Source organism: Marinagarivorans sp. (assembly GCF_982758155.1).
This window is the reverse complement of the sequence record NZ_CEXWTU010000012.1, coordinates 21,286-46,720: the sequence shown is the minus strand read 5'-3', so window position 1 is coordinate 46,720 and position 25,435 is coordinate 21,286. Positions and strand designations below refer to the sequence as shown.

Here is a 25,435-nt window from a genome sequence, read left to right as displayed (position 1 = left end):
AAAGTAGTGGCATACGCCAAGGCGGTTAAGCCTAGCCCTAGGGGTGAGTTAGAGATTGCCGATATTATTCAAATGTATTTGGCAGCCGGTGACTTAGACGTTGAGGTGATGGGCCGAGGTACCGCTTGGCTCGATACCGGCACCCATGATGATTTATTGGCGGCGGCACAATTCATTGCGACTTTGGATAAGCGCCAGGGCTTAAAGGTGAATTGCCCTGAAGAGGTGGCCTATCGCAGTGGTTGGATTACTGCTGACAAGCTGCGAGAAGTCGCCGCGCCTTTGCGTAAAAGTGGTTATGGTGAGTACCTTTTAAAGCTATTAGATACAACCGTTTATTAATCTACTCCTTGTTTTGATAAGTACACTCCACTTTTAATTCTTATGTGATGTCATGAAATTTATAGATACTAAAATCCCTGATGTGAAAATACTCGAACCCGCAGTATTTGGTGATGAGCGCGGCTTCTTTATGGAGACTTTTCGCGCTGATGAATTTGCTAAATATACAGGCGCAAAGCCTTTTGTTCAGGATAATCACAGTAAATCGGTGCAAGGCATTTTGCGCGGCTTGCATTATCAGCAAACGCAAACGCAGGGTAAATTGGTGCGTGTTGTGAACGGTAAAGTGTTTGATGTGGCCGTTGATATGCGTGAAGCTTCGGCCACTTTTGGCGACTGGGTTGGTATTGAGTTATCGGCTGAAAATAAACGACAGCTGTGGGTGCCCGAAGGTTTTGCTCACGGTTTTTACGTGATGAGTGAAAGCGCCGAGTTTGTTTACAAATGTACCGATCTTTATCATCCTCAATCGGAAGTGTCGCTTAAGTGGGATGACGCTACAGTAGGCATTGAGTGGCCCCTAGTCGACGGTAAACCGCCTTCTTTATCGGGAAAAGATGAGACTGGCCTGCCTTTTGCTTCGGCACCTAAATTCTAAAAAACGCCTAATTTTTAACATTGTAAATCGAGACGCGTGTCGCGTCGATGTTTCCCATACCCGAATACTGAGTTAAAAAATGAACATCCTAATTATCGGCCAGACGGGTCAATTAGCTTCAGAGCTATCGGCATGTGTGCCGGCCTGGGCGAAGGCGACTTTTGTGGGCCGGCCTGAGTGTGATTTAACCAATACAGCATCATTACACGCCACTTTTACAGCGGTAAAACCTAGTGTTGTAATTAATGCCTCGGCTTATACGGCCGTTGATAAGGCCGAGTCTGAGCCTGAAGCGGCTTATGCGGTGAATAGTGACGGCGTTAAAAATATCGCCCAAGCATGTAAGCACGTTGGCGCGCGTTTATTGCATGTTTCTACCGATTTTGTGTTTGGTAATAGCAGTGCACTAACAGCCGATGGCATCGCCCCACTTTTGCCTAACTCGCCGTTTGAGCCCATCAGTGTTTACGGGGCGTCTAAGTTAGCGGGTGAGCAGCATATTCAAGCACTTTTGCCCGAAACCAGTGTCATTGTTCGTACGGCTTGGGGTTATTCGGTTTTTGGTAATAACTTTGTTAAAACCATGTTGCGTTTAATGGCCGAAAAACCAGAGCTAGGGATTATTGCTGATCAAATCGGTACACCCACATGGGCGAAGGGTTTGGCGCAATGGCTGTGGCTTGTGGCGGCGAACACTGATGTGAAGGGCACTTTCCATTGGACCGATGCCGGCGCTGCCTCCTGGTATGATTTTGCTGTTGCAATACAAGAGCTAGCGCTAGAAAAAGGTTTACTCAGTAAGGAAATTCCCATCAAGGCCATTTCTACCGCGAGTTATCCTACGCCGGCTAAACGACCGGGTTATTCTGTTTTAGATAAAACGACGGCAGAAAACGCAGTGGGCATGGCTACGCTTCATTGGCGGAAACAACTCTGTAATATGCTGGATGACTTGAAAGCGGTAAGTTAATCGGTTCTTTATTGTGGAATCTAAAACGGCTTTTGCGCATTGTGTGGCAACGAAATTTATTGATAAAAGTAACGAGACTGATCAAAGATGAAGACATTATTAGTGACCGGTGGTGCCGGGTTTATAGGTGCTAACTTTGTGCACTACTGGGTAGAGCTGTATCCAAACGATAAAGTGATTGTGATCGACGCGCTCACTTATGCTGGCAATATGGCGAATTTAGAGCCGGTAAAAGACCACGGAAACTTTAGTTTTGTACACGGTGATATTTGCGATACGGCCTTGGTTGAAAAAATATTACGAGACCATCAAGTAGACACACTTGTTCATTTTGCAGCAGAATCCCATGTGGATCGCTCTATTACCGGGCCGGATGCGTTTATCGAAACGAATATTTTAGGCACTTATAGCTTATTAAAAGCGGCTAAAATTGTTTGGTTGGATGGCGAACATGTTTTACCGCACCGTTTTCATCACGTTTCCACTGATGAGGTTTATGGCACTTTGTCGGCGACAGACCCTGCATTTACCGAAGAAACGGCTTATGCGCCTAACTCGCCTTATTCTGCCAGTAAGGCTGCTTCAGACCATTTAGTGCGTGCTTATCACCACACTTACGGTTTAGAAGTAACGACTAGTAATTGTTCTAACAACTACGGTCCTTATCATTTCCCAGAAAAATTGATTCCGTTAGTGATTACGCATATTTTGCACGACGAAGCCTTGCCCATTTATGGTGATGGCCAGCAAATTCGTGACTGGCTATATGTGAGTGATCATGCCTATGGTATTGATTTAGTCTTGAATAAAGGCCGCATTGGTGAAAACTATAATATTGGCGGTAACAACGAGTGGGCCAACATTGACATTGTTAAAACCATTTGCGGTTTAATGGACAAAGAATTTGCGAAAAATAGTGGCCTTGCAAATCAGTTCCCTAAGGCGACTGCGGCATTAAGCGGTAGTAGTGAATCGCTCATTACCTATGTTAAAGACCGCCCAGGCCATGATCGCCGTTACGCGATTGACGCCACTAAAACCAATGACGAATTGGGCTATGTCCCTAAAGAGTCTTTCGAAACGGGCATCGCAAAAACGGTACAATGGTATTTGAATAACGAATCTTGGTGGCGTGCCGTAATGGATGGTAGCTATAAAGATTGGATTGAAAACCAATACAACTAGTTTCTCGCTCTGGCGACAAGTGACAAGTGACAAGTGATTATGAAAATAGCAGTAGCAGGAACAGGGTACGTTGGACTTTCAAACGCAGTATTGATATCGCAAAACCATGAAGTGGTTGCTATTGATATTATTGAAGAAAAAGTTGCGATGCTGAATGATCGGAAATCGCCGATCGAAGATAAAGAGCTGCACGAATACCTTGCCGATAAAGCGCTAAACTTACGTGCGACCACGAATAAAAGAGATGCCTACGAAGGTGCTTCTTTCGTGATTATCGCCACGCCAACTGATTACGACGCAGAAACTAACTACTTTAGTACTGGCTCGGTAGAGGCAGTTATTAAAGATGTTATGGCCGTTAATCCTAGTGCCGTTATGGTGATTAAATCGACGATTCCTGTGGGCTTTACGCAGCGTATTAAAGCCCAGTTAGGTACCGATAATATTATCTTTTCACCTGAGTTTTTGCGAGAAGGCAAGGCGCTTTACGATAACTTACACCCTTCACGTATTGTGGTGGGCGAGCAGTCGGAGCGGGCACAAACCTTCGCTAATTTGTTAGTGGAGGGCGCGGTTAAAGATGCGGCTGATATCCCTGTGTTATTTACTGACTCAACCGAAGCCGAAGCCATTAAATTATTTGCCAACACCTACTTGGCGATGCGGGTTGCTTACTTTAACGAGCTAGACACCTATGCCGAAACACATGGTTTGAATAGCCGGCAAATTATTGAAGGTATTGGTTTAGACCCGCGTATTGGCAGCCACTACAACAATCCGTCTTTTGGTTATGGTGGTTACTGTTTACCTAAAGATACCCGCCAGTTGTTGGCAAACTACAATGAAGTGCCAAACAACATTATTCGCGCGATTGTTGATTCAAATACCACCCGTAAAGACTTTGTTGCCGATGCCATTGTGCGAAAAAATCCAAAGCGCGTGGGCATCTACCGTTTGATTATGAAAGCCGGGTCAGATAATTTCCGGGCTTCGTCTATTCAGGGGGTCATGAAGCGTATCAAAGCCAAAGGCATTGAAGTCGTTATCTACGAGCCAGTTTTGACTGAGTCCGAATTTTTTCATTCTAAAGTGATGACTGACCTCGACGAGTTCAAAGCGAGCTGCGATGTGATTGTGGCAAACCGTATGGTTGATGACATTCGCGATGTGGCGGATAAGGTTTACACCCGCGATTTGTTTGGTAGTGACTAAGGGCCGTGCATGAAATAACTTCCCGCTTTTGAATTCCTGTGTGCATGCTTGCCTTCGTTAAAAATATTTGCAATAGCCGGCTATTACGCCATATTTTTGCCTCGCCAAGCAAGCACCCATAAACCCAAATTCCAGCAACTTATTTCGTGCACGCCCCTAACTACCACCTGACTCGATTTCGCTTGTTTTAACACCATCATAAAAGCCCGTATCACCTTGAGTGATGCGGGCTTTTTTCATTTCGGAACACATCTTGCGATAGTCCAAACATAACGTTTTTTTTCGTCAAAGTTTGGGCGGTTTTTGATGTCGATTTCTCTGTTTCAACACCTGCGGCAAGTACCGCGAACCATGACACGCGACAAAGCGGTTCGCGGCGCTAGAGCAATGTGGCACGGTAATTTATCCGTGCCAATCCTACTGCTCATGCTGCTTGGCATGATGACAATGCCACTGCCTCCATTCTTACTGGATGCTTTTTTCTCGTTCAATATAGCGCTCTCCATCGTTGTTCTGCTGGTCAGCGTTTATACCCTCAAACCTACAGACTTTGCCATTTTCCCGACGATTCTTTTAGTCGCGACATTGTTACGTTTAGCGTTGAATGTGGCGTCTACACGTGTTGTCTTGCTAGAAGGGCACAACGGTGGCGATGCGGCGGGTAAGGTGATTCAAGCGTTTGGTGAAGTGGTAATAGGCGGTAACTTCGCGGTGGGTTTAGTGGTGTTTATTATTCTAGTCATCATTAACTTTGTTGTGGTTACCAAGGGTGCAGGGCGTATCTCTGAGGTGAGCGCACGTTTCACCTTGGATGCAATGCCTGGCAAACAAATGGCGATTGATGCTGATTTGAATGCGGGCTTAATCGACCAAGACGAAGCGCGTATTCGCCGCGCAGAAGTGTCGCAAGAAGCCGATTTTTACGGCTCTATGGATGGTGCCAGTAAGTTTGTACGCGGAGATTCCGTTGCCGGTATTTTAATTCTCATTATCAATATTATTGGCGGTTTGATCGTCGGTATGGCTCAGCATTCGCTGGAATTTTCGGACGCCTTGGAAAAATATGTGTTGCTAACCATTGGCGATGGTCTGGTCGCGCAAGTGCCTTCACTGCTGCTCTCCACAGCGGCTGCCATTATGGTAACGCGGGTGAATAGCTCCGAAGACCTGGGGAATCAGGTGACGGGGCAAATGTTTGCTTCACCCAAAGCATTGGGTGTTGCGGCAATGATTTTGGCCATCATGGGCTCTATTCCCGGTATGCCGCACGTAGCATTTTTAGGTTTGGCGGCTATCTGTGGCTCGCTCGCTTATTACATTCACTTTAAGCGTGATGTGGCAGAGATGGTGGTTGATGAGGCTGATGATCGCGGCTTGGGCGCAAGAACAATTAATGGCGAGCCTGCACCCATGATGCCAAATAGCGGCGGCGCTAATACTCCCGCGCTAGAGCACAACCCTGCAACCGAAGAACCTGTTGAGGTGAGCTGGGATGATGTTAAACCCGTGGATATTCTGGGTTTAGAAGTGGGCTACCGTTTGATTCCCTTGGTGGATAAAAACCAACGTGGTGAATTGTTGGGTCGTATAAAGGGGGTGCGTAAAAAGCTCTCTCAAGATGTTGGCTTTTTGATACCGCCTGTTCATATCCGAGACAACCTCGACCTGTTACCTAATGCTTACCGCATTACCTTAATGGGGGTTGAAGTGGGTGGCGGAGAAGTATTTGCTGACAAGTTTATGGCGATTAATCCCGGCGAAGTCTTTGGCCCGTTGAATGGCTCTGCGGCTAAAGACCCGGCTTTTGGCTTGGATGCGATATGGATTGACGATAACCAAAAAGATCAGGCTCAAACCTTAGGCTATACCGTGGTAGATACTTCCACCGTGGTTGCAACCCACTTAAATCAACTGGTGCAAAAGCATACCCACGAGCTCATGGGCCATGAAGATGTGCAAAAGTGGTTAGATTTATTGGCAGAGCAATCGCCCAAATTGGTAGAGGAGTTAGTGCCTAACACGCTCTCCGTTAACCAGTTACTTAAGGTTCTTCAGAATTTATTGCGTGAGCAGGTCAGTATTCGCGATAAGCGCTCAATTGTAGAAGCCTTAGCGGCCCATGGTGATAAAAATGGTGATGTGGCGGCTTTAACAAGCCATGCCCGCGTCGCACTCTGTCGGCAAATTGTTCAAAGTATTATCGGTAACGAGCCAACTTTAAACGTTATTACCTTAGATGCATCACTGGAACACTTGTTGCTACAGTCACTACAACAAGCACAAAAAGTTGGCGCGGACCCTTCAAACTTTATCGAGCCGCAATTAGCCGAAAGGCTTAATCACTCGTTAATTGAAGCGTCCAATAAGTTAGAAGCGGCAGGCGTTGCACAAATTTTACTCGTGGCCGCTCCGATTCGTTCAATGCTGGTGAAGTTTACGCGCTTTAGTTTGCCGGAGCTTCATGTGCTCGGGTACAACGAAATACCGGATAACAAAGAGATTTCGATTCAAGCCAGTGTTGGCGGCGAGCTACAGAAAGGGTAAACCCCAAGGATAGCGCGCTAGCACAATAGGATTACAGTTTTAGCTGAGTAGGTGGAGGTAGGTTATGACAACAAAGCGATTTATTGCGAGCGATATGAGCCGCGCATTAAAAAAAGTGCGCGAAGAGCTTGGGCCAGATGCCATTATATTGTCGAGTAAACGTGCCGAAAAAGGGGTGGAAATTATTGCCACCTTGGACGATACACCACCTTCACCAGCCAAAGCCGCTAAAAAACGTTTCGCGGCCTCTTTTGATGATGAACTCGACCAGCCTTTGGCCAGTGATACTGAGTGGGAGGAGCACCACAATGCGCAGCGTGTCGCGTCCAATACGCGCGTATCTGCTGCCGCGCCTTCGAAAGAGTCTGATCGTAGCGAGTCTAGTTATTTACCCGAAAATAATTCATCACTAGCCCGTTTTAGCGAATCTACGTCGGTGAATGCCGAGCGCCTAGCGAATGAAATACAAGCCGCGCACGAGCGAATGTTGGCGGCCAAAGGGCAGGCGGCTTCGGCAATAGATATTACCGATGAAGACTACGATTTACCGCTCAAACCTACAGCGCCCAAACAGAATGTTGCCGATCCATTTTCGATTCCCGAGATGTCGCAAAATCGACAAGTGGCCAGTTTTGCCCAGCAAGTTAAAGCGCGTGGTTTAGATGATGATCATACGGCAGAGCAAAATAAACAATTGCATAGCCTGTACGACGAAATTGCCGAAATGCGCATGCTATTGGAAGAGCAAGTCTGGCAAAAACAATATGCTCCACGCGCAGAGTCAAACCTCTTAACCGGTCGCGCGCGACAGCTTGCTGCGCAGTTGGATCAATTAGGTTTGTCGCCGGCATTAGTAAAAAGCTTATTAGTGTGTGCCGACGATAATGAACGCCTGCCAAATTGCTGGCGCAAAGCGCTCGCTATGTTAGCGCGCAGGCTTCCTATCGACGCTAGAGACCCTATTGAGCAAGGCGGCACTTTTGCATTCGTCGGTCCAACCGGGGTTGGCAAAACGACAACTGTGGCGAAGTTAGCGGCGCGTTATGTACTTAATCATGGTCGTGGCAAAGTCGCGATTGTGACGACTGATACCTATCGCGTGGGCGCCCACGATCAGCTCAAAGCTTTAGGTCGTATTTTGCAGGTACCTGTTCGTTCTATTGAAGGGGAGCACCAACTCAATGCGGTGCTATCTAGCCTTAAGCAGTATGAGTTGGTGCTGGTTGATACGGCGGGATTCCGCCAGGGCGACCCAAAGCAAATAGAGCAGGAATCGCTGATCGATGCTTGTTCTGGGCTACAACGTATTTTGGTTTTGGCGGCTAATAGTCAGCAGCAAATACTTAAAGCTTCTTTGCATGCCTACAGCAGTAGCCCCTTACGCGGTTGCATATTTACTAAGCTGGATGAGTGCGCAAGTTTGGGAGAGGCCTTTGGCGCTGTTTGCAGCCACGAAGTACCGGTGTTGTATTCTGCTGCAGGCCAAGAAATTCCCGATGATATCCATGTGGTCTCATCGAGTGACTTAGTCGCGCAAGCCGTAAAATTGGCTCGCCAGTATGACAACAGTCGTCAGACGTTATCAGCTAACTGATGTACGGCCGTGCAAGCGCATAAGTAGCCTCTATACTTTATGAGGCACGTTGTTTTTTTTGTTAAGTCGGCCTTGTTGCAGGGTCGTAATTGGTCTTAAGGATGTCGAGTTTATGAGTAATCATCCCGTAAAAGTAATCGCTGTAACTGGCGGCAAAGGTGGCGTAGGCAAAACCAATCTATCGGTGAACTTAGGCATCGCTTTAGCCGAAATGCGTAGGCGAGTGGTACTTATGGATGCTGACTTAGGCTTGGCCAATGTCGATTTACTCTTGGGTTTGAATGCCCAGTTCAATTTGTCCGATGTATTAAGTGGTAAGCGCACCCTACAGCAAGTGATGTTGCATGGCCCCAGCGGTTTAAAAATAATTCCAGCTTCTTCAGGTGTGCAGAAGATGGCATCGTTATCGCCTGCAGAACATGCCGGTATTATCCATGCCTTTAGTCAAATTGCCGACCAGATGGACGTCTTGATTGTCGATACGGCGGCGGGTATTTCCGATACCGTTATTAGTTTTGTTCGCGCCGCACAAGAGGTTGTTGTTGTGGTTTGCGACGAGCCTTCTTCTATTACCGATGCCTACGCGCTAATGAAGGTCCTGAATAAGGAGCATGGCGTTACACGTTTTAGAGTCGTGGCTAATATGTGCCGTACCGTCGCCGAGGGGCAGCGTTTATTTGGCAAGCTAAATAGCGTTTGCGAGCGCTTCCTAGATGCATCTATTCAATATATTGGCGCTATCCCTTTTGATGAAAACTTACGCAAAGCGGTACAGGCCCGCAAACCCGTTTTAGAATTTGCGCCGCGCACTAAAGCATCGCAAGCGATTCGTATCGTGGCTCAAAAACTGGATCAATTGCCGGTACAGCGCAATGCAAAAGGACACTTAGAATTCTTTTTCGAGCGCCTGCTTTCTGTGAGCGGCCAGAATTAGTGGGTTTAGGGGCTCCTATGTACTCGCCAGCGCAAGTCAAACGCGACATCAACGTAGAGGATTACGCCTACCTTGTTAAGCGTATTGCCTACCATATGGTGGCGCGTATGCCGGCCTCGGTTCAAGTCGACGACTTAATTCAAGCAGGTATGGTGGGGTTGCTTGAGGCAGCACAGAAATTTCAAGATGATAAAGGCGCCGTTTTTGAAACCTATGCCGGTATTCGCATTCGCGGTGCAATTGTGGATGAGATGCGGCGGGGTGATTGGGCTCCGCGGTCGGTGCACCGTAATTCAAGACGAATCAACGAAGCTATTTTAAAAATAGAAGCGCAGACCGGTTCAGATGCGACCGATGTTCAAGTCGCCAACGTACTTGAAGTGAGCTTGGACGAATACCACAGCATGGCTCAGGATTGCGCCAGCACTAAATTATTCAGCTATGAAGATACTTTTGATGAGGAGGGAGACGAATTACTCACCTCCGAAGACTCTCGTCAGCATCAAAACCCTGCGGATACGGCACAGAAACAGGCTCTAAAGGCGGCGTTAACACAAGTGATTTCAGGCTTGAAAGAGCGAGAGCAAATGGTGCTCAGCTTATATTACGAACAAGAGTTAAACCTTAAAGAAATTGGTGAAGTCTTGGGGGTCAGCGAATCCCGGGTAAGCCAGATACTTAGCCAAACCGCCATGCGTATCCGTTCGCGCATGAGTGACTGGCAGCGACAGTAACCGTCCTCTCTATTTTCTGAATTACGCCAAAGCCACAAAAAAGCACGATTACCCCTCTTAAAAAGTCTTCTTCTTGAACAAATTATGTCGATGTGAATTGTATTTTTGGTGCCTTTCTTACGGACTTTCATTTCTCCTCGACTAAATTACAAGGAAAACTGGCTAGCTGCAGTTGACGAGCTAGACTTACGGTTACTTAACACGGATTTATCGCTTTTGTTTATGAACTGCCAGATGTTTGGGCGGAACATGATTGAAGGCTCCAACCGTTAATTAAAACTCAGGGTATTCCGTTTGCGGAGGTTGCATTGGACAAGAATATGAAAATCCTAATCGTTGATGATTTTTCAACAATGCGCAGGATTATTAAAAATCTTCTTAGGGACTTAGGCTTCACCAATACGCAGGAAGCGGATGATGGTGCAACGGCATTGCCAATGTTAAAAAGTGGCGATTTTGATTTTCTCGTCACCGATTGGAATATGCCGGGCATGACGGGCATAGAACTTTTAAAGCACGTACGCGCGGATGAACGACTCGTCACGCTGCCTGTTTTAATGGTGACGGCTGAAGCTAAGCGGGATCAAATTATTGAAGCCGCACAAGCTGGGGTAAACGGTTATGTGGTTAAGCCGTTTACAGCGCAGGTGCTCAAAGAAAAAATCGACAAAATCTTTGAACGCGTGGGCTAGTCCTTAGGGGTTAGTTTCTATTGCTTGTAAGGCGTTAAAATATGGAATCAACAGATAACTGGCATCACAACGAACGCTTCCTCGGGGAATTAAAAGACCGATCGGCGATACTTGTGGAGCAGCTGCAAAAAGATGATTACGAAGAAGCCTCGGCGGTTATTCGATCCATAATGGATTCCCGCGATGAACATTTATTTAATTCTGTCGGTCAATTAACGCGTGCATTACACAGCGCGATTGTTAATTTCAACGTAGATTCAGACGTTCAAAAAACCAGTGTCGGAAGTAACGATAGCGAAATGCAAGATGTTTCTGATCGTTTGAACTATGTCATAAAGATGACACAGGATGCTGCTGAAAAAACGATGGATCGCGTGGAGGCTGCTGCTCCCATCGCATTAAATTTGGGGTGCGAAGCAAAAACTCTAAAAGAAGAATGGGATAAATTGCGGCGCCGTGAAGTGAGTAAAGAAGAGTTTGCCGAGCTCTACGGTCGGATTGATGGGTTTCTATTGCAAATGACATTAGGCGCCGACGAACTCAATGAAAACCTACAGGCCATTATTCTAGAGCAAGGTTTTCAAGATTTAACCGGCCAGGTGCTTAAAAAAGTAATTGGTCTAGTCACCGATGTTGAAAATGAATTAGTCAACCTAATGCGTATCGCGGGTAAAGTTGAAGCTGTCACAGGCATCACGCGTGACGATAATTCGCCTAAGGCAAAAAAAGCCATTTTGCCTTGCGAAGCCGAAGGCCCACAAATCCATGCAGATACACGTGATGATGTCGTTAATGGTCAAGACGATGTTGATGACCTGCTATCGAGTTTAGGATTTTAAGGAGCATTTATGTCATTTGGTGAAGATGAAGAGATACTCCAGGATTTTCTTGTCGAGGCTGGTGAGATTCTTGATTTATTATCTGAACAGTTGGTGGAGTTAGAGCAGCGTCCTGAAGATAAAGACCTTCTTAATGCCATTTTCCGTGGTTTTCATACGGTGAAGGGTGGGGCAGGTTTTTTACAGCTGAATAATATGGTGACGTGCTGCCACGTTACTGAAAACCTTTTTGATATTTTGCGTAATGGCAAACGGCCAGTCACGTCTGAACTCATGGATGTTGTCTTGCAAGCATTGGATACTGTTAACTCTCAGTTTGACGATGTTCAGCACCGCAGGCCGCCGCTAGATCCACCTGCCGAGCTTGTTAGTCACTTGGGCCGCTTAGTTTCATGTGAAGACTTAAATACACCAGCGGCAGATGAAGTTGTAGCCGTACCAGATGCGCCAACGGCTGCAGCTACAGCTTCAGCAAATAGTGCTGAGGGTTTAAATTTATCGGATGATGAATATCAAGAATATATTGATGCCATTGCCGATAAACCATCTGAGACAAAAGCCGAAGTGCCGGCAGCAGCGCCAGCGCCCGCCGCCGGTAACGAAATATCAGAAGATGAATTCGAAAATCTTCTCGATCAACTTCATGGTAAAGGGGGTGGGCCTGGTGCAGAAAAAACGCCAGAGGTAAGTGCTAGTCCACCACCAGTAAGCGACGCATCCAATAGTAGCGATACGGCATCCTCTACCGCAAGCTCCGATGAAATTTCTGAGCATGAATTTGAGGCCTTACTAGACCAACTACACGGTTCAGGTAAAGGTCCTTCCCCTACCGCTACACCGGCAGCTGCTCCTTCAGCCACTCCTTCAGCCGTTGCAACACCCCAGCCACCAGCAAGCTCTGTGGGTGCGGATAATACCGATTTAATTAGTGATAGTGAGTTCGAAGACTTACTCGATCAGCTTCATGGTTCTGGCAAAGGGCCTACTGGAGATGCACCTAAACCATCGGCGCCTGTAAAGTCTGCTGCGCCACCACGTGCACCCACTCCACTACCACGTACATCCACTCCGCCGCCCGCTCCAGCTAGTAATAATGTAACCGCTATTAGTGCGGCTAAACCTGCACCTCCACCCGCACCACCACAGCCAGTCCGTGAGCCTGCTGTAGCGAGCGGCGGCGGCAGTGCGGCTGCACCCGCTGCCGAAGCGACGGTGCGTGTTGATACGCAGCGTCTTGATGACATTATGAATATGGTGGGAGAGCTTGTATTAGTCAGGAACCGCCTTGTAAGGTTGGGTTTGGATGCGAATGATGAATCATTATCTAAAGCGGTTAGTAATCTTGATGTTGTAACGGCCGATTTGCAAACCGCTGTGATGAAAACGCGGATGCAGCCAATTAAGAAAGTGTTTGGTCGCTTCCCCCGTGTAGTCCGAGATCTTGCTAGGAACTTGAAAAAGGAAATTACTTTAGAGCTCGTCGGTGAAGAAACCGATCTCGATAAAAACCTTGTGGAGGCGTTAGCCGACCCATTAGTTCACTTGGTGCGCAATAGCGTGGATCACGGTATCGAGTTACCTTCTGTTCGCGAGGAAAAGGGTAAGTCTCGTGTGGGTAAAGTGATATTGGCAGCCGAGCAAGAAGGCGATCATATTCTGTTATCGATCACTGATGATGGCGGCGGCATGGATCCAGATAAACTGCGAGAAAAAGCGGTTGAAAAGGGTTTGCTTGATCCCGATGCCGCGGCGCGATTATCAGATGTCGAAGCATTTAATTTAATTTTCGCGCCGGGTTTTTCCACAAAAACTGAAATTTCGGATGTTTCTGGCCGTGGCGTTGGCATGGATGTGGTTAAAACAAAAATCACCCAGCTTAACGGTTCTATTGATATTGAGTCTAAGTTAGGTGAAGGCACACGTATTGCCATTAAAGTTCCATTAACGTTAGCGATTATGCCTACCTTAATGATTATGCTGGGCAAACAAACCTTTGCACTACCTTTAGTTAGCGTGAATGAAATCTTTCATATGGATTTACGCAAAACAAATGTTGTTGATGGTCAGCAGTGCGTCACTATTCGCGAGAAAGCAATTCCTATTTTTCACCTTAAACGCTGGTTGGTAAAAGCTCCAACCTCTATTAACCCTGAAGAAGGGCATGTAGTGATCGTCAATGTGGGCACACGGAGAGTCGGCTTTATTGTTGATCAATTAATTGGTCAGGAAGAGGTAGTGATTAAACCGCTGGGTAAAATGCTACAGGGCACACCCGGAATGGCGGGTGCGACTATCACCGGTGATGGCACAATCGCTTTAATTTTAGATGTTCCCAGCATGCTGAGTAAGTATGCGGGTGCGATGTAAGGGGCGAGGCAATAATAGTTTGTCCAATTAGACGAAGGCACGCATGCCGGGGCCTATAGGACATAGGTCAGTAGGGTAACGCAGGAGCGGTTACCGAGGCATGTAACGCTTTGGGCAACGCGTTGAGGAAGTAGGAGGCAAGTATTATTGGATAAAGTATTTTTTCCTCGGCCCTAATGATCGTGTTTAAACCGTGGCTGTAGGGTTGGAATAGAAAGCGATAAGGGGCGTGCACGGAATAAGTTGCTGGAATTTGGGTTTTGGGGTGCTTGCTTGGCGAGGCGAAAATATGGCGTAATAGCCGGCTATTGCAAATATTTTTAACGAAGGCAAGCGTGCACTCAGTAATTCAAAAACGGGAAGTTATTTCATGCACGCCCCTAAGGGGCGAGGCAATAATAGTATATCCAATTAGGGGTAGAGTACGGCTTTCTTTCAGAGGCATGTAACGTTTGAGTAAGGAAGGTAAGGAAGTCGACATTAAGTATTTGTGGATGAAATATTGTTTCCTTGTTCCTACGGTCAATTATCTTTGGCTGTACTCGTTAATTTCTGAAGTTGCACCATGGGGTGTGTTTTATGAATTTATTTTTCATTGTAATAAAAGCAATGGTGGGGCGCTTAAGTATCAATGATTCATTGTGGGATGGCCTGTGACTTATACGGTTTTGGTTGTTGATGATTCTAATTTTTTTCAGCATCGCTTGAAAGAAATTATTAATGAGCACCCGGAGCTCAATGTTATTGGCATCGCAACTAACGGACAAGAAGCCATTGATATGGCTGATGAATTGAGACCCGATGTCATATCCATGGACTATGAAATGCCGATGCTCGATGGTGTTTCGGCGGTCAAAGCCATTTTAGCCAATCAAAAAGTGCCTATCGTAATGTTTTCGTCTCTTACTTACGAAGGTGCACGGATTACTCTAGATGCACTTGAGGCTGGAGCCGTTGATTTCATTTCAAAAAACTTTTCTGAAATTTCTCAAAATTCATCTCGACTTAAGCGCCAACTCCACGAAACTTTAGTGACCTTTGCTAGGCAGTTTAAGATGCAGGCGGCTCCGAAAATCCCAACCGTAGCTGCCCTAGTTCCCATACCCGAAAATAAAGAACGGCCAGTCATGTCGCAGCCCTTATCGGTACCTCATGCGCGATCCAACACGGGGGCTTCTCTAGGCTCAATTTCTTCTTCGCCGCCTTCGCATAGGGGCGCTACTTGTCGACCGGCGTCAGCGAAGTTATTAATTATTGGAGCTTCAACCGGTGGTCCTGTTGCGGTGCATCAGGTATTAGATGCCTTGCCTGCGAATTTCCCTTTGCCTATTATCGTTGTTCAGCATATGCCACCCAATTTTACCCGAGCGCTGGCTGAGCGGTTAAATCGTGTGTGTGCGCTATCGGTAAGTGAGGCCGAGTCTGGTGACCGCTTAGTCCCTGGCCATGTTTTCGTTGCACCTGGTGGCCAGCAGTTAATTATCGACCCTAAGGATCGAAGTCGTATTAAATTAATCGATGGCGATGATCGAATGAGCTATAAACCTTCAGTTGATATGGCTTTTGTGTCGGCGGCTAATGTTTTTGAAAGGCAGTTGCATGGCATTGTGCTAACGGGTATGGGGGCTGATGGTTGTGAGGGTGCCAAAATATTAAAGCAAAAAGGTGGCACATTGTGGAGCCAAGACCAAGCGAGTTGCGTGGTTTATGGTATGCCTAAAGCAGTATTAGAGGCGGGTTTAAGTGATTCTGTCATGCCGCCAAGCGATATGGGGACGGCACTTACTCGGGGGAGTTAACATGGATGGATTGACCATTTTGGGCGTTGTTATTGCGTTTGCCGCACTAATTGGCGGTAATTATTTAGAGGGCGGGGCTTGGCATTTACTCATTAATTACCCTGCCGCACTTATTGTGTTTGGCGGTACCATTGGCGCCGCTATTATCCAAACACCCAAAAATATTCTCTTACGTGCATTTGGGCTGTTTAAATGGATGTTATCACCGCCTAAATTTCAACAGAAAAAAACGATCAAACAAATTGTGGGTTGGTCTAATATCGCGCGCAAGCGAGGTCTGTTGGGGTTGGATAATATTGTTGGCTCGGAAAAAAACCCTTTTATAAAAAAGGGGCTTCAAATGCTAGTTGATGGTGTTCCTCCGGAAAAAATTAGAGGCATTCTTGAACAGGATATTGAGCTGTTGCGCCAACACGATAGTGACGCCGCGGGTTTTTTTGAATCGATGGGCGGATATGCGCCAACGGTTGGTATTATTGGTGCTGTTATTGGGTTAATTCATGTCATGGGGCATATCGGTAATCCAGAAGAGCTTGGTCCCGCGCTAGCCATTGCTTTTGTTGCGACTCTTTACGGTGTGGCGTTAGCCAATTTATTTTGTTTGCCTATTGCGAATAAACTGCGCGCACATGTCGAGCGTGTGGCGGTGTGGCAGAAATTATTGGTCGACGGCATGATCGCTATTGCCGATGGCGAAAACCCTAAAAATATTGAAGCCAAATTAAGTGGATATTTGTTGTGAGTTCTCGTCAGCAACTGTTAACGGGGCCTGATCGATGGCAAATTAGTTATGCCGATTTGGTGACGCTGTTATTAGGTTTTTTTATTGTGATGTATGCCGTTTCCTCAATGGAGGCTGAGAAAAAAGCCGAGGTGATTGCTGCGTTGCAAGAAAAATTTTCTAGCGATGGCTCGCCGACGTATAAGCCTGTAGCTGTTTCAGTTCTAACATCGGGTGATATCTCTTTACTAACGGATGCCAAATTTGAGGTGGAAGCTCAAGGTGAGTGGTTGTATCTAGAGGTTGCGAGTGAAACGGTATTTACCAGCGGCAGTGCCGATTTAATGCCTTCTGCGAAAACACCGCTAGATGCATTGGCGTTGTGGCTTAACGGCACCGAGGGCATGGTTGAGGTTGAAGGGCATACAGATAATCAGCCAATTAATACGGCGCAATATGCGAACAATTGGGCGCTTTCTAGTGCAAGAGCCGTAGCTATTGTTAATTATTTAGTTGAGAATCATGGCCTTAGCGGCACACGTTTTCGAGCGGTGGGTTTTGGTGAGTATTCGCCTGTGGCGGACAACGCCACAATACAGGGGCGTCAAAAAAATCGTCGTGTGATCATTAAAGTTGAAAACAAACCCTTATACATAGCTCCGGTTAGTACAGAAAGTCTAGCTACGGATATTCCTACGATACCATCGACGACACCGGCCATTGCTTTATCGTCGGATACAGAGATTACGACTCAAAAAATCAACGCTTTAGCCGAGCGATTAAAAACCAAAGGAATTGATCCTGCTCGTAAAGCCAGCGGCGGCCTAAAGTTTACTGATGGTAAGTAAGGGGATTAATACCTTCAGTAGCGTTATTAAATTTCAATGTTTAGTTTTGGCATTAAACTTGTTTGCTTTTTAGTCATAAGCCTTAATTATGGCGTGAAACGAGTAGGGCGCAGATGGAAATCTGGACGGTAGCAAATCAGAAGGGTGGTGTTGGTAAAACGTCCACGACGGTTGCCTTAGCCGGTATTGCGGCCAGTGAAGGTAAGCGCGTACTCATGGTAGACCTAGATCCCCACGGTTCACTCAGCATGTATTTTCGGCAAGAGCCCGATTACACCCACAAAAGCAGTTATACATTATTCGAAAAGCAAGACCAGTTGTCGAATGCGTTTATTCATTCTTTAATTCGCGTCACACCGTTAAAAACCTTGCAATTATTGCCGGCGGCAACAGCCTTAGCGACAATTGAGCGGCAAATGCATGCCTGTGAAGGTTTGGGTATGGTCATCACGAAAGCGCTGGCCATGGTTGAAGATGACTATGATGTAGTTGTTTTAGATTGCCCCCCCGTATTGGGCGTTTTGATGATTAACGCTTTGGCGGCATGTCAGCAGTTAATTATTCCCGTTCAAACCGAGCATTTAGCCATTAAGGGGTTAGAGCGGATGCTGCATACGTTAAAAATGCTGGCACGCTCGCGGCCAAAACCGCTGTCTTTTGTGATTGTGCCAACAATGTACGATCGTCGCACGCAAGCCAGCGTTCAAAGTTTACGTGTGTTGCGTAATGAGTATGGCGATCAAGTGTGGCAGGGAAAAATTGTTATTGATACCCGTGTGCGTGACGCGAGCAAAGCGGGCGTGCCGCCTAATCTATTCGCGCCATCGAGTGCGGCTGTTGCATGCTATCAGCAGTTGTACCGGCAGTTGATAGACCATCGAGTACTGACTGGGGGCGAGCTGCAAAAAACGGCTCATTAACGATGACTGTCAGTTTATTTTGATGCCACCGAACTATACTCTTAATAAAATGTAACTATTCAGCCTGAATACGTAGGCCAGAAACTGATTGTTTCTTCGACCCTAATGCGAGATGTATAAAGCTTATGGCCACAACACCTTCCGAGCACGACAATAATTATAGTGGCGATCCGCTTGGGAATGATGCACTGCAAGATTATATGTCGAGCATGTTTGCCGGTGTTGAAAGCTCAGATGACGAGGGTTTAGGTTCTGAAATTATAGATTCTGAGGTTTTAGATTCTGAGGTTTTAGGGGGTAAGGTTTTAGGCGCCGAGGAGCTGGTTAGCAAAGATGCTTGCGATGCAGTATCTGAACTTGCTGTTCCCGAGACCGTTGTCGACAGTAGTGATACCCCTCCTGCCGAATACGTTATCGAAGAGGCTCAGCATGAGGAGTGGGAAAACCGCACTAGCCCTTCTATTGTTGAAAATACCGCTGCCAAATCATTAGAACCTCCCGTTGCGCTACCGTCTTTTGAACCTGCGCCTGCAAAGCAGTCAAGAGTGATTCAGCGGTTGATGGTCGAACAAGTTCCGAGTGATATCCCTTTAAGTCAGGAGCAAAAAAAAGGACTGCAAAAGCTACTTGATCAAAAGTTGTTAATTGCTCCAGCTGTGTTTACGGAGCAACAGAATACCCCCGATATTTTGGCGCTCGAAGAGGTCTCTGACGCTGTAGATTCGGCCCCTGCTATGATTGAGGAGAATTTACTCGAAACGGAAGTTGTTGAGGGTCTCATTGGTCAAGAGCCTTTGCCTGAAGTTGAGCCAATAAATGACAATGTTGATGGCCCGCAAACTCAACCGCAAGTGGTGTTTAATTATCGTGAGCATTGGAATAATCAATTACCGGATTGGGGGCAAGAAACATTTGAGGCATTACTATTTAGTTCGCGAGGTGTGACTTTGGCGATTCCCTTAATCGCGTTGGGCCACATTTATTTACAAACTAAACCGTTAAATCAATTGCCGAGCCTACCTTCGTGGGTCATTGGCGTTAAACCTTTGATGCAGGGTCAGTTAAAAGTCATCGATGCCGGTGCTTTTTTTATGCCGGAAAGGCCGAATCGTTTGAATACTGACGCCGATTTACATCTGTTGGCATTAGCGGATAGTCAATGGGCGTTTGCTGTTGATAGTGTTGCAAATCCCATCTCTATTTCGGCATGTGACGTACAGTGGCGCCCATTAAGTGATGCAAACCCTTGGCTAGCGGGGGCTATTAAGCAGCACATGTGTGTTTTGATTGATACACCGGCATTATTAAAGCTACTTGCTCGCTAGCCGGCGCCCCCCGTTCTTCAATAGGTGATTAAGTTGTCCAATAGCGACTGGCACAGATGCTGCTGTCGTCTATAGTTGAAGAAGTAACGATTTAATATTGACAGCTTCTTTGCTTGAGGATGTGGTACATGACGGCGCAACTAACAAAATCGAAAGCCAGTGAAGACCCCGTATTGCAATGGGTGACGTTTCACCTCGCAGGGGAAACCTACGGTGTGAATGTGATGCAGGTGCAAGAAGTCTTGCGTTATACCGAGATTGCCCCGGTGCCTGGCGCACCTCATTACGTGATTGGCATTATTAATTTACGGGGTAATGTGGTTACAGTTATTGATACCCGTAATCGCTTTGGTCTCACGCCTGGCGAGCTGACAGACAATACCCGTATTGTGATTATCGAGGCCGAGAAAAATGTTGTGGGTATTTTGGTTGATAGCGTAGCGGAAGTGGTTTATTTAAAGCAGTCTGAAATAGAAACAGCGCCTAACGTAGGTAACGAAGAAAGCGCGAAGTTTATTCAGGGCGTTTGCCATAAAAACAACGAACTTCTAATACTTATTGAGTTGGATAAATTAATTTCGGATGAAGAATGGGCCGCTATCGGCGGCTTTTAACGTCCTTGGAGATCTCGCGTGAATGCAGTTCAAAGTCTGATGATTATTGCCGCAACCGTTATTGGTTTTAGTGGCTTGTGGCTTTGGCTGCGTCGCCGGTTACGTGCGATGACGCAAGATTATGTCCGGTTAACAATTGAGCTCACAGCGCTTAAAAAAGATCAACATTTGGCATTGCAGGGCAGCTACGGTATGGGGCAGCGTATGCTGCGCTTAGAGCGCCGTTTGAAGTCTTTGCTTGATACCCCGAAGCCTGCCCCTATTGTTGAACAACCCTTTTCGTATACCCAGGCGACTCAAATGGTTGAGGAAGGAGCTGATGAAGAGGCCATCGCTGCCACTTGTGGTATTTCACGTTCAGAAGCGCATTTGATGCGTAAATTATGTGCCCAAGGTTTTACCGAAAACCCTGCTGAAGCTTAGAGTGTTATTCAGCTTAGAGCATTATTCATTGTTGAAAGGGCTCTTATAGGCTTGATGACTAGAGTAAAACTTGCCTTATTATTCTGTTTTAACAATGCCAACGAAAAATGCGGCAAGCAATAAAAACCCGCTTGATACCCATAGGCAAGCTTCTAGCCCCCACCATTGGAAAACCGCCCCGGAAAGTACAGTCCCTAATAACCGTCCAGCGGCATTGGCCATATAATAAAACCCGACATCTAATGATGTACCATCGTGTGTTGCCAAGCGCACAATGAGGTAGGAGTGCATGGATGAATTTACCGCGAATACTGCGCCAAAAATAAATAGCCCCGCAATAAAAACTAAACTAAATAAAACATCGCTAGCGCTGGCGTCGGCTACCACTAATGTCAGTGCTGCTGGGATTGTCGTGAGTGCAAATGCCCATTGTGCGCAGAGCTTGCCGTTAGGGAGTTTTCTTCGGGTGATGGCGGGTGTTAGCGTTTGAATAAAACCATAGGCAATAATCCAGGCCGCAAAAAAACCACCGACCATGGCGGGGCTCCAAGACCAGTATTGGCTTAAAAATACGGGCAATGCGACCACAAACCAAACGTCCCGCGAGGCAAACAAAAACAAACGTGAGAGCGATAAAGCATTAATGGCTGATGATTTGGAAAACAATTGTGAGAACTTTGTTTTTTGTTGACTTTGCCCTAGGTTTTTATTCAGTAGCACTAAGCTGCATAATAGCGTGCAGGCCAATAAAACAAGCATGCACATTATGGCACCGGCGAAGCCCCATATACTGAGTAGCATGGCCCCGACAAAAAAACCGACTCCCTTGAGCGCATTTTTTGAGCCGGTAAGAATGGCCACCCATTTAAACAGTGCGCCTTGTGCTTTGTGCGGTACTAATTGTTTGATGGCGCTCTTAGCGCTCATTTTATTAAGGTCTTTAGCGATACCCGATAGCGCTTGCGCTGCCATCACCCAGGCAATGCTCAGCCATGGGGTAGGTGCTAGTAGCATTGTCAGTGCGATTAACTGCAGCCCAATACCGATATTCATCGTTTTATTCAGGCCAATACGCGCACCTAACCAGCCACCCACTAAATTGGTGACAACGCCAAAAAACTCATAAAACAAAAAAAGCAGGGCTATATCGAGGGCGCCGTAACCCAGCTGGTGAAAATACAGCACCACCAGCATACGCAAAGCGCCATCCGTTAAAGTAAAGCTCCAATAATTGGCGGTTATAACGCCATATTGTTGCAGTGCCGATAAGTTGGGGCGCAAAGTACTTGAAATTAAAGGCATCGTTATTGGTCGTGCATGCCGACAAATCGCGCCAGTTCGGCGGTGCGGTTTGCGTAGCCCCATTCATTGTCATACCACAAGTACAGTTTTAGTTGCGTATCGTTAATCACCATTGTCGATAGCGCATCGACAATCACCGAGCGTGGATCGGTACGATAATCAATGCTCACTAAGGGCTTTTCTTCGTAGCCTAAAATATCTTTTAGCTCGCCTTCGGCAGCTTCGGCGAATAAAGCGTTAACGGCTTCGCTTGTGGTTGGGGTGGCTAACTCAAACACGCAATCGGTGAGTGAAGCATTGGCTAGTGGAACGCGCACGGCGTGACCATTGAGCTTGCCTTTAAGCTCGGGGAATATCTCGGTAATGGCGGTAGCCGATCCTGTTGTTGTGGGGATTAGGCTCATGCCGCAAGCGCGTGCGCGGCGTAAATCTTTATGGGGCGCGTCGATAATAGTTTGAGTATTGGTGAGGTCGTGAATTGTCGTCATACAGCCATGCACAATTCCGAGTTTTTCGTGAATAACTTTAACCACAGGCGCTAAGCAGTTTGTGGTGCAAGAGGCTGCGGTAACAATGGTATGTTCTGCTGGATTAAAAAGGCTGTGGTTTACGCCCATTACCGCATTCAAAATACCCGCTTCTTTAACCGGTGCAGTGACCACCACGCGCTTAACACCTTGTTTGGTATAGGCTTCGAGCAGGCTTTTTTGTCGCATCACGCCACTGGCTTCAATCACTAAATCACAATCTGACCAATCGGTATCGTCGATAGCAGTGTTTTGTGAGCAGTTAATGCGGTGCTGCCCAATCGACATCTCGCAGCCTTCGGCGCTGGCATCGTGCTGCCATTTGCCGTGGACGGAGTCGTAATTGAGTAAGTGCGCAAGTGTTTTTGCGTCACCAGCGACATCGTTAATACGGATGAAACTCACTTCTGGCCAATCAAATGCCGCGCGCATTACCAGGCGCCCAATTCGGCCGAAGCCATTAATACCTATTTTAATCGTCATAGTTCTGTTCTTTTTGTCGTGTTTTTGTTGAATACTTCTATGCAGGGGGGCTTGCGAACCTGTGGCGCAGTTTAGCCCTATTTTATGACAGCATTAGTGCAATGTGGTTACTGAATGTATAAGGCCCTTGCTGTTGTGGTGTGAGCGCAAAGGTTAAGTTTTGATAGCGCTTTGCGAGTATGCCGCCGGTTGTTAACAGTTGTAGCGAGAACTTACTGGGGGCTAGGCTTTCGGCCTTCGGGTTACCGCATATCTGAATCACGCGGCGCGCGATGGCTTCACCGGAGTCCACCCAATGTAGAGGGCAGGTTGCCGCGGCTGCAAGCTCTTCGCGCAGAAGCGGGAAGTGTGTACATGCCAATACTACGGTATCCAAAGTGTTTGTTTTATCTTGAGATAATAGGGCTTGTAAGACTTGGCTGATCGCGCTTTGATCTATGGCCGCACCAAGTAATTTGTTTTCAGCTTGAGCCACCAACGCCGCAGCCCCGTACAAATGGACAGTTTGTTGATCGGCATAATTCAAGATCAGTTGTGCGGTATAATCCCGCGCCACGGTTGCAGGGGTGGCGAGAATACCCATAACATTACTGCGCGAGTGCTGCGCGGCAGGCTTTATAGCTGGTACAACACCCACAAAAGGTATTGTGAACTGGTCGCGCAGAGCATCGAGTGCAAGGGTGCTGGCGGTGTTGCAGGCTACCACGACGATGTCGGGCTGAATCACCTGTAAACTTGACGCAATCACTTGCTCAATGCGATTTTTCAGCCACTTATCGTCTTTATCGCCATACGGGAACGCGGCCGTATCAGCAATGTAGCTGCATTGTGATATAGCCAATTGGTGCGCTTGAGGGTGCTCGAAAACTTCTCTTGCAATGCTCAAGCCGCCAAGGCCAGAGTCAAAAAAGGCGATGTGCATGGTGCTGGGGTGCAATCCGTGGTTGTTAGCCGGCAAATGTAACAATTTTAAGGGCATTGCGCAGATAAAAATTGCCCCCAATACACAATGGCCACCCAGCGTTTAATCGTGAACCCATCAAAATCAATAAGTCGTTTTAAGGTTGTTAAAAGAAACATGTTTGAAAATACGTTACATACCGCTTTATTGTTCGCAGGCGTGCTTGTTGTACTGTGCTTAGTCGCCATTGCGGTTTTTTTGCACTGGCAGCTACATTTACGCAAAAAACGTGATGCTTTGTTGTTAGCTGAGCAAGAAGCTAAAATTGCCAAAAACAGAGAAAGTGCCATCAATAGCCTACGGATTATCGGCAAAAGTTACATGGCGGAGCAAATTGAGCTGGCAGAAGCCAGCGTTCGCATCAGTAACCTGATGGATTACCTTTCTTTAAGTGAGTCGCAGCGGGCGCCTTATCGTGTTTTTGATGAAATGTATGCCAAAATCAAGCACATACCTATTTTGCAGGCTTGGAAGGATTTACCGGCTAAAGAAAAGCGTGGACATTTAAAGGCCATCTTTCGCGCTGAGGTTGAATATAAAGATTTTGCTCAGGATGCCGCTAAAAGCTTGGCAACTTTTGAGGTTGTTGAGGCTACGTTTTATTCGGTTTAGCAGCCAATACAGCTATCAGCAAAGCTAATAGGGACAACAGCAAACAGCAAAACACGATCACCAGCTAGGCTTAAGGGGCGAGGCAATAATGGTTTGTCCAATTAGACGAAGAGGTCGGCTTTCTTGTCGAGGCGCTTAAAGGGGCGCATGCCGGGGCATGTAACGCTTTGAGCAACGAAGGTAAGGAGGTCGAGATCAAGTATTAGTGGATGAAATATTGTTTCCTCGTCCCTAAAGCCCTCTGCCGATCGGTGATCACCATGGCTAAGGCTATCCATTTCCGTTGATGAAGATCGCTTGTTGCTATTGGCTGAGTTTTTCGCCATTGATTTGTGTGCTTAAGGGCGTAGCTCGGCAGAGTACGCGCTCTTGTGCCTTTGAAGATGGTAAAATTCGCAATTAACAATTATTAGCGGATCGCAGCATGTCAAAAACGTTTGAAATTCAAGGGCTCATTCACTCCATTGGTGAAACCACCGAGTACGGTAATAACGGTTTTACCAAGAGAGAGTTTGTTATCAAGCTTACGGGCGACGATGAGAACAGCGCGTACCCTAATCACATAGCCTTGGAATTGATCAAAGATAAATGCGCCCTTATGGATGGCTACAAAGAAGGTGATGAGCTGAAGGTTTCTTTCAGTCTTTCTGGGCGTTTGTGGTCCGGTGGTGGCAAGCCTGAAAAGTGCTTTACCAGTTTGCAGGCTTGGAAAATAGAGGCCGTAGGGGCTTCACCTGCAGTAGCGCAGCCGGCTGCACAAGAGGCTTTTGCTCCCGCGCCTACTACTAGCGCCTTCAATACGGCGTTTGATGATGATATTCCCTTCTAGCGATCCCCATTTGTTAAACCGTGTAACTACTCAAGCATGCACAAATATGCCGGCAAATTG

The 25,435-nt window shown here is 46.8% G+C and carries 25 protein-coding genes; 21 read left to right on the top strand and 4 right to left on the bottom strand.

Annotation, left to right across the window (positions count from 1 at the left end):
• The 19 genes from AC3A8L_RS03035 to AC3A8L_RS02945 all read left to right on the top strand — a co-directional run.
• A partial coding sequence (locus tag AC3A8L_RS03035; RefSeq protein ID WP_487960748.1) for a sugar phosphate nucleotidyltransferase occupies nt 1-342 on the top strand: 342 nt, incomplete at its 5' end.
• A 52-nt stretch (nt 343-394) separates the two neighbouring features.
• Complete coding sequence (rfbC, locus tag AC3A8L_RS03030; protein ID WP_487960747.1) at nt 395-940, top strand: dTDP-4-dehydrorhamnose 3,5-epimerase; 546 nt, start codon at nt 395-397, stop codon at nt 938-940.
• Nucleotides 941-1,019: 79 nt separating this feature from the next.
• Nucleotides 1,020-1,910 carry a dTDP-4-dehydrorhamnose reductase gene (rfbD, locus tag AC3A8L_RS03025; RefSeq protein WP_487960746.1) on the top strand — a complete coding sequence of 297 codons (891 nt, stop codon included), beginning with the start codon at nt 1,020-1,022 and terminating at the stop codon, nt 1,908-1,910.
• Nucleotides 1,911-1,997: 87 nt separating this feature from the next.
• Nucleotides 1,998-3,095 (top strand): dTDP-glucose 4,6-dehydratase, encoded by a 1,098-nt coding sequence (gene rfbB / locus AC3A8L_RS03020; RefSeq protein WP_487960745.1) that lies wholly within the window; start codon nt 1,998-2,000, stop codon nt 3,093-3,095.
• A 39-nt stretch (nt 3,096-3,134) separates the two neighbouring features.
• Nucleotides 3,135-4,307, top strand: coding sequence for a nucleotide sugar dehydrogenase (locus tag AC3A8L_RS03015; protein ID WP_487960744.1), 1,173 nt, complete (start codon nt 3,135-3,137; stop codon nt 4,305-4,307).
• A gap of 306 nt (nt 4,308-4,613) precedes the next feature.
• Entirely contained in the window at nt 4,614-6,851 is a 2,238-nt protein-coding gene (gene flhA / locus AC3A8L_RS03010; protein ID WP_487960743.1) for a flagellar biosynthesis protein FlhA, read from the top strand.
• Nucleotides 6,852-6,915: 64 nt separating this feature from the next.
• Nucleotides 6,916-8,445 carry a flagellar biosynthesis GTPase FlhF gene (flhF, locus tag AC3A8L_RS03005; RefSeq protein ID WP_487960742.1) on the top strand — a complete coding sequence of 510 codons (1,530 nt, stop codon included), beginning with the start codon at nt 6,916-6,918 and terminating at the stop codon, nt 8,443-8,445.
• 112 nt (nt 8,446-8,557) lie between these two features.
• Nucleotides 8,558-9,379 (top strand): MinD/ParA family protein, encoded by an 822-nt coding sequence (locus tag AC3A8L_RS03000; protein ID WP_487960741.1) that lies wholly within the window; start codon nt 8,558-8,560, stop codon nt 9,377-9,379.
• Nucleotides 9,380-9,396: 17 nt separating this feature from the next.
• A complete protein-coding gene (locus AC3A8L_RS02995; protein ID WP_487960740.1) occupies nt 9,397-10,113 on the top strand; it encodes an RNA polymerase sigma factor FliA in 717 nt (238 codons plus the stop codon).
• A gap of 308 nt (nt 10,114-10,421) precedes the next feature.
• Nucleotides 10,422-10,805 (top strand): chemotaxis response regulator CheY, encoded by a 384-nt coding sequence (cheY, locus tag AC3A8L_RS02990; protein WP_487960739.1) that lies wholly within the window; start codon nt 10,422-10,424, stop codon nt 10,803-10,805.
• A gap of 41 nt (nt 10,806-10,846) precedes the next feature.
• The gene (locus AC3A8L_RS02985) at nt 10,847-11,644 is read left to right on the top strand and encodes a protein phosphatase CheZ (RefSeq protein WP_487960738.1); all 798 of its coding nucleotides are present in this window, start codon (nt 10,847-10,849) and stop codon (nt 11,642-11,644) included.
• A 9-nt stretch (nt 11,645-11,653) separates the two neighbouring features.
• Entirely contained in the window at nt 11,654-14,011 is a 2,358-nt protein-coding gene (locus AC3A8L_RS02980; protein WP_487960737.1) for a chemotaxis protein CheA, read from the top strand.
• 653 nt (nt 14,012-14,664) lie between these two features.
• Nucleotides 14,665-15,810, top strand: coding sequence for a protein-glutamate methylesterase/protein-glutamine glutaminase (locus AC3A8L_RS02975; RefSeq protein ID WP_487960736.1), 1,146 nt, complete (start codon nt 14,665-14,667; stop codon nt 15,808-15,810).
• Nucleotide 15,811: 1 nt separating this feature from the next.
• Nucleotides 15,812-16,552 carry a flagellar motor protein gene (locus tag AC3A8L_RS02970; protein WP_487960735.1) on the top strand — a complete coding sequence of 247 codons (741 nt, stop codon included), beginning with the start codon at nt 15,812-15,814 and terminating at the stop codon, nt 16,550-16,552.
• Nucleotides 16,549-17,379, top strand: coding sequence for an OmpA/MotB family protein (locus AC3A8L_RS02965; RefSeq protein ID WP_487960734.1), 831 nt, complete (start codon nt 16,549-16,551; stop codon nt 17,377-17,379). The genes AC3A8L_RS02970 and AC3A8L_RS02965 overlap by 4 nt, the downstream gene beginning before the upstream one ends.
• A gap of 113 nt (nt 17,380-17,492) precedes the next feature.
• On the top strand, nt 17,493-18,299 hold the full coding sequence (locus AC3A8L_RS02960) for a ParA family protein (RefSeq protein ID WP_487960733.1): 807 nt from the start codon (nt 17,493-17,495) through the stop codon (nt 18,297-18,299).
• A 125-nt stretch (nt 18,300-18,424) separates the two neighbouring features.
• Nucleotides 18,425-19,624 carry a chemotaxis protein CheW gene (locus AC3A8L_RS02955; RefSeq protein WP_487960732.1) on the top strand — a complete coding sequence of 400 codons (1,200 nt, stop codon included), beginning with the start codon at nt 18,425-18,427 and terminating at the stop codon, nt 19,622-19,624.
• Between the two features lie 128 nt (nt 19,625-19,752).
• The gene (locus tag AC3A8L_RS02950) at nt 19,753-20,238 is read left to right on the top strand and encodes a chemotaxis protein CheW (protein ID WP_487960731.1); all 486 of its coding nucleotides are present in this window, start codon (nt 19,753-19,755) and stop codon (nt 20,236-20,238) included.
• An 18-nt stretch (nt 20,239-20,256) separates the two neighbouring features.
• A complete protein-coding gene (locus tag AC3A8L_RS02945) occupies nt 20,257-20,661 on the top strand; it encodes a DUF2802 domain-containing protein (RefSeq protein WP_487960730.1) in 405 nt (134 codons plus the stop codon).
• A 78-nt stretch (nt 20,662-20,739) separates the two neighbouring features.
• Here AC3A8L_RS02945 and arsJ read toward each other — a convergent pair whose 3' ends face one another.
• The 3 genes from arsJ to murI all read right to left on the bottom strand — a co-directional run bounded on the left by arsJ (nt 20,740) and on the right by murI (nt 23,952).
• On the bottom strand, nt 20,740-21,963 hold the full coding sequence (gene arsJ, locus AC3A8L_RS02940; protein ID WP_487960729.1) for an organoarsenical effux MFS transporter ArsJ: 1,224 nt from the start codon (nt 21,961-21,963) through the stop codon (nt 20,740-20,742).
• 2 nt (nt 21,964-21,965) lie between these two features.
• The gene (locus AC3A8L_RS02935; protein WP_487960728.1) at nt 21,966-22,973 is read right to left on the bottom strand and encodes an ArsJ-associated glyceraldehyde-3-phosphate dehydrogenase; all 1,008 of its coding nucleotides are present in this window, start codon (nt 22,971-22,973) and stop codon (nt 21,966-21,968) included.
• Between the two features lie 82 nt (nt 22,974-23,055).
• Nucleotides 23,056-23,952 carry a glutamate racemase gene (murI, locus tag AC3A8L_RS02930; RefSeq protein WP_487960727.1) on the bottom strand — a complete coding sequence of 299 codons (897 nt, stop codon included), beginning with the start codon at nt 23,950-23,952 and terminating at the stop codon, nt 23,056-23,058.
• Between the two features lie 99 nt (nt 23,953-24,051).
• Here murI and AC3A8L_RS02925 point away from each other — a divergent pair, with 99 nt between their 5' ends.
• Nucleotides 24,052-24,546 (top strand): DUF2489 domain-containing protein, encoded by a 495-nt coding sequence (locus AC3A8L_RS02925; protein WP_487960726.1) that lies wholly within the window; start codon nt 24,052-24,054, stop codon nt 24,544-24,546.
• Nucleotides 24,547-24,647: 101 nt separating this feature from the next.
• Here AC3A8L_RS02925 and AC3A8L_RS02920 read toward each other — a convergent pair whose 3' ends face one another.
• Complete coding sequence (locus AC3A8L_RS02920) at nt 24,648-24,872, bottom strand: hypothetical protein (protein ID WP_487960725.1); 225 nt, start codon at nt 24,870-24,872, stop codon at nt 24,648-24,650.
• A 98-nt stretch (nt 24,873-24,970) separates the two neighbouring features.
• On the opposite strand from AC3A8L_RS02920, the gene AC3A8L_RS02915 reads away from it, so the two are divergent.
• Nucleotides 24,971-25,375 (top strand): DUF3127 domain-containing protein, encoded by a 405-nt coding sequence (locus AC3A8L_RS02915; RefSeq protein ID WP_487960724.1) that lies wholly within the window; start codon nt 24,971-24,973, stop codon nt 25,373-25,375.
• The last annotated feature ends 60 nt before the right edge of the window (nt 25,376-25,435 follow it).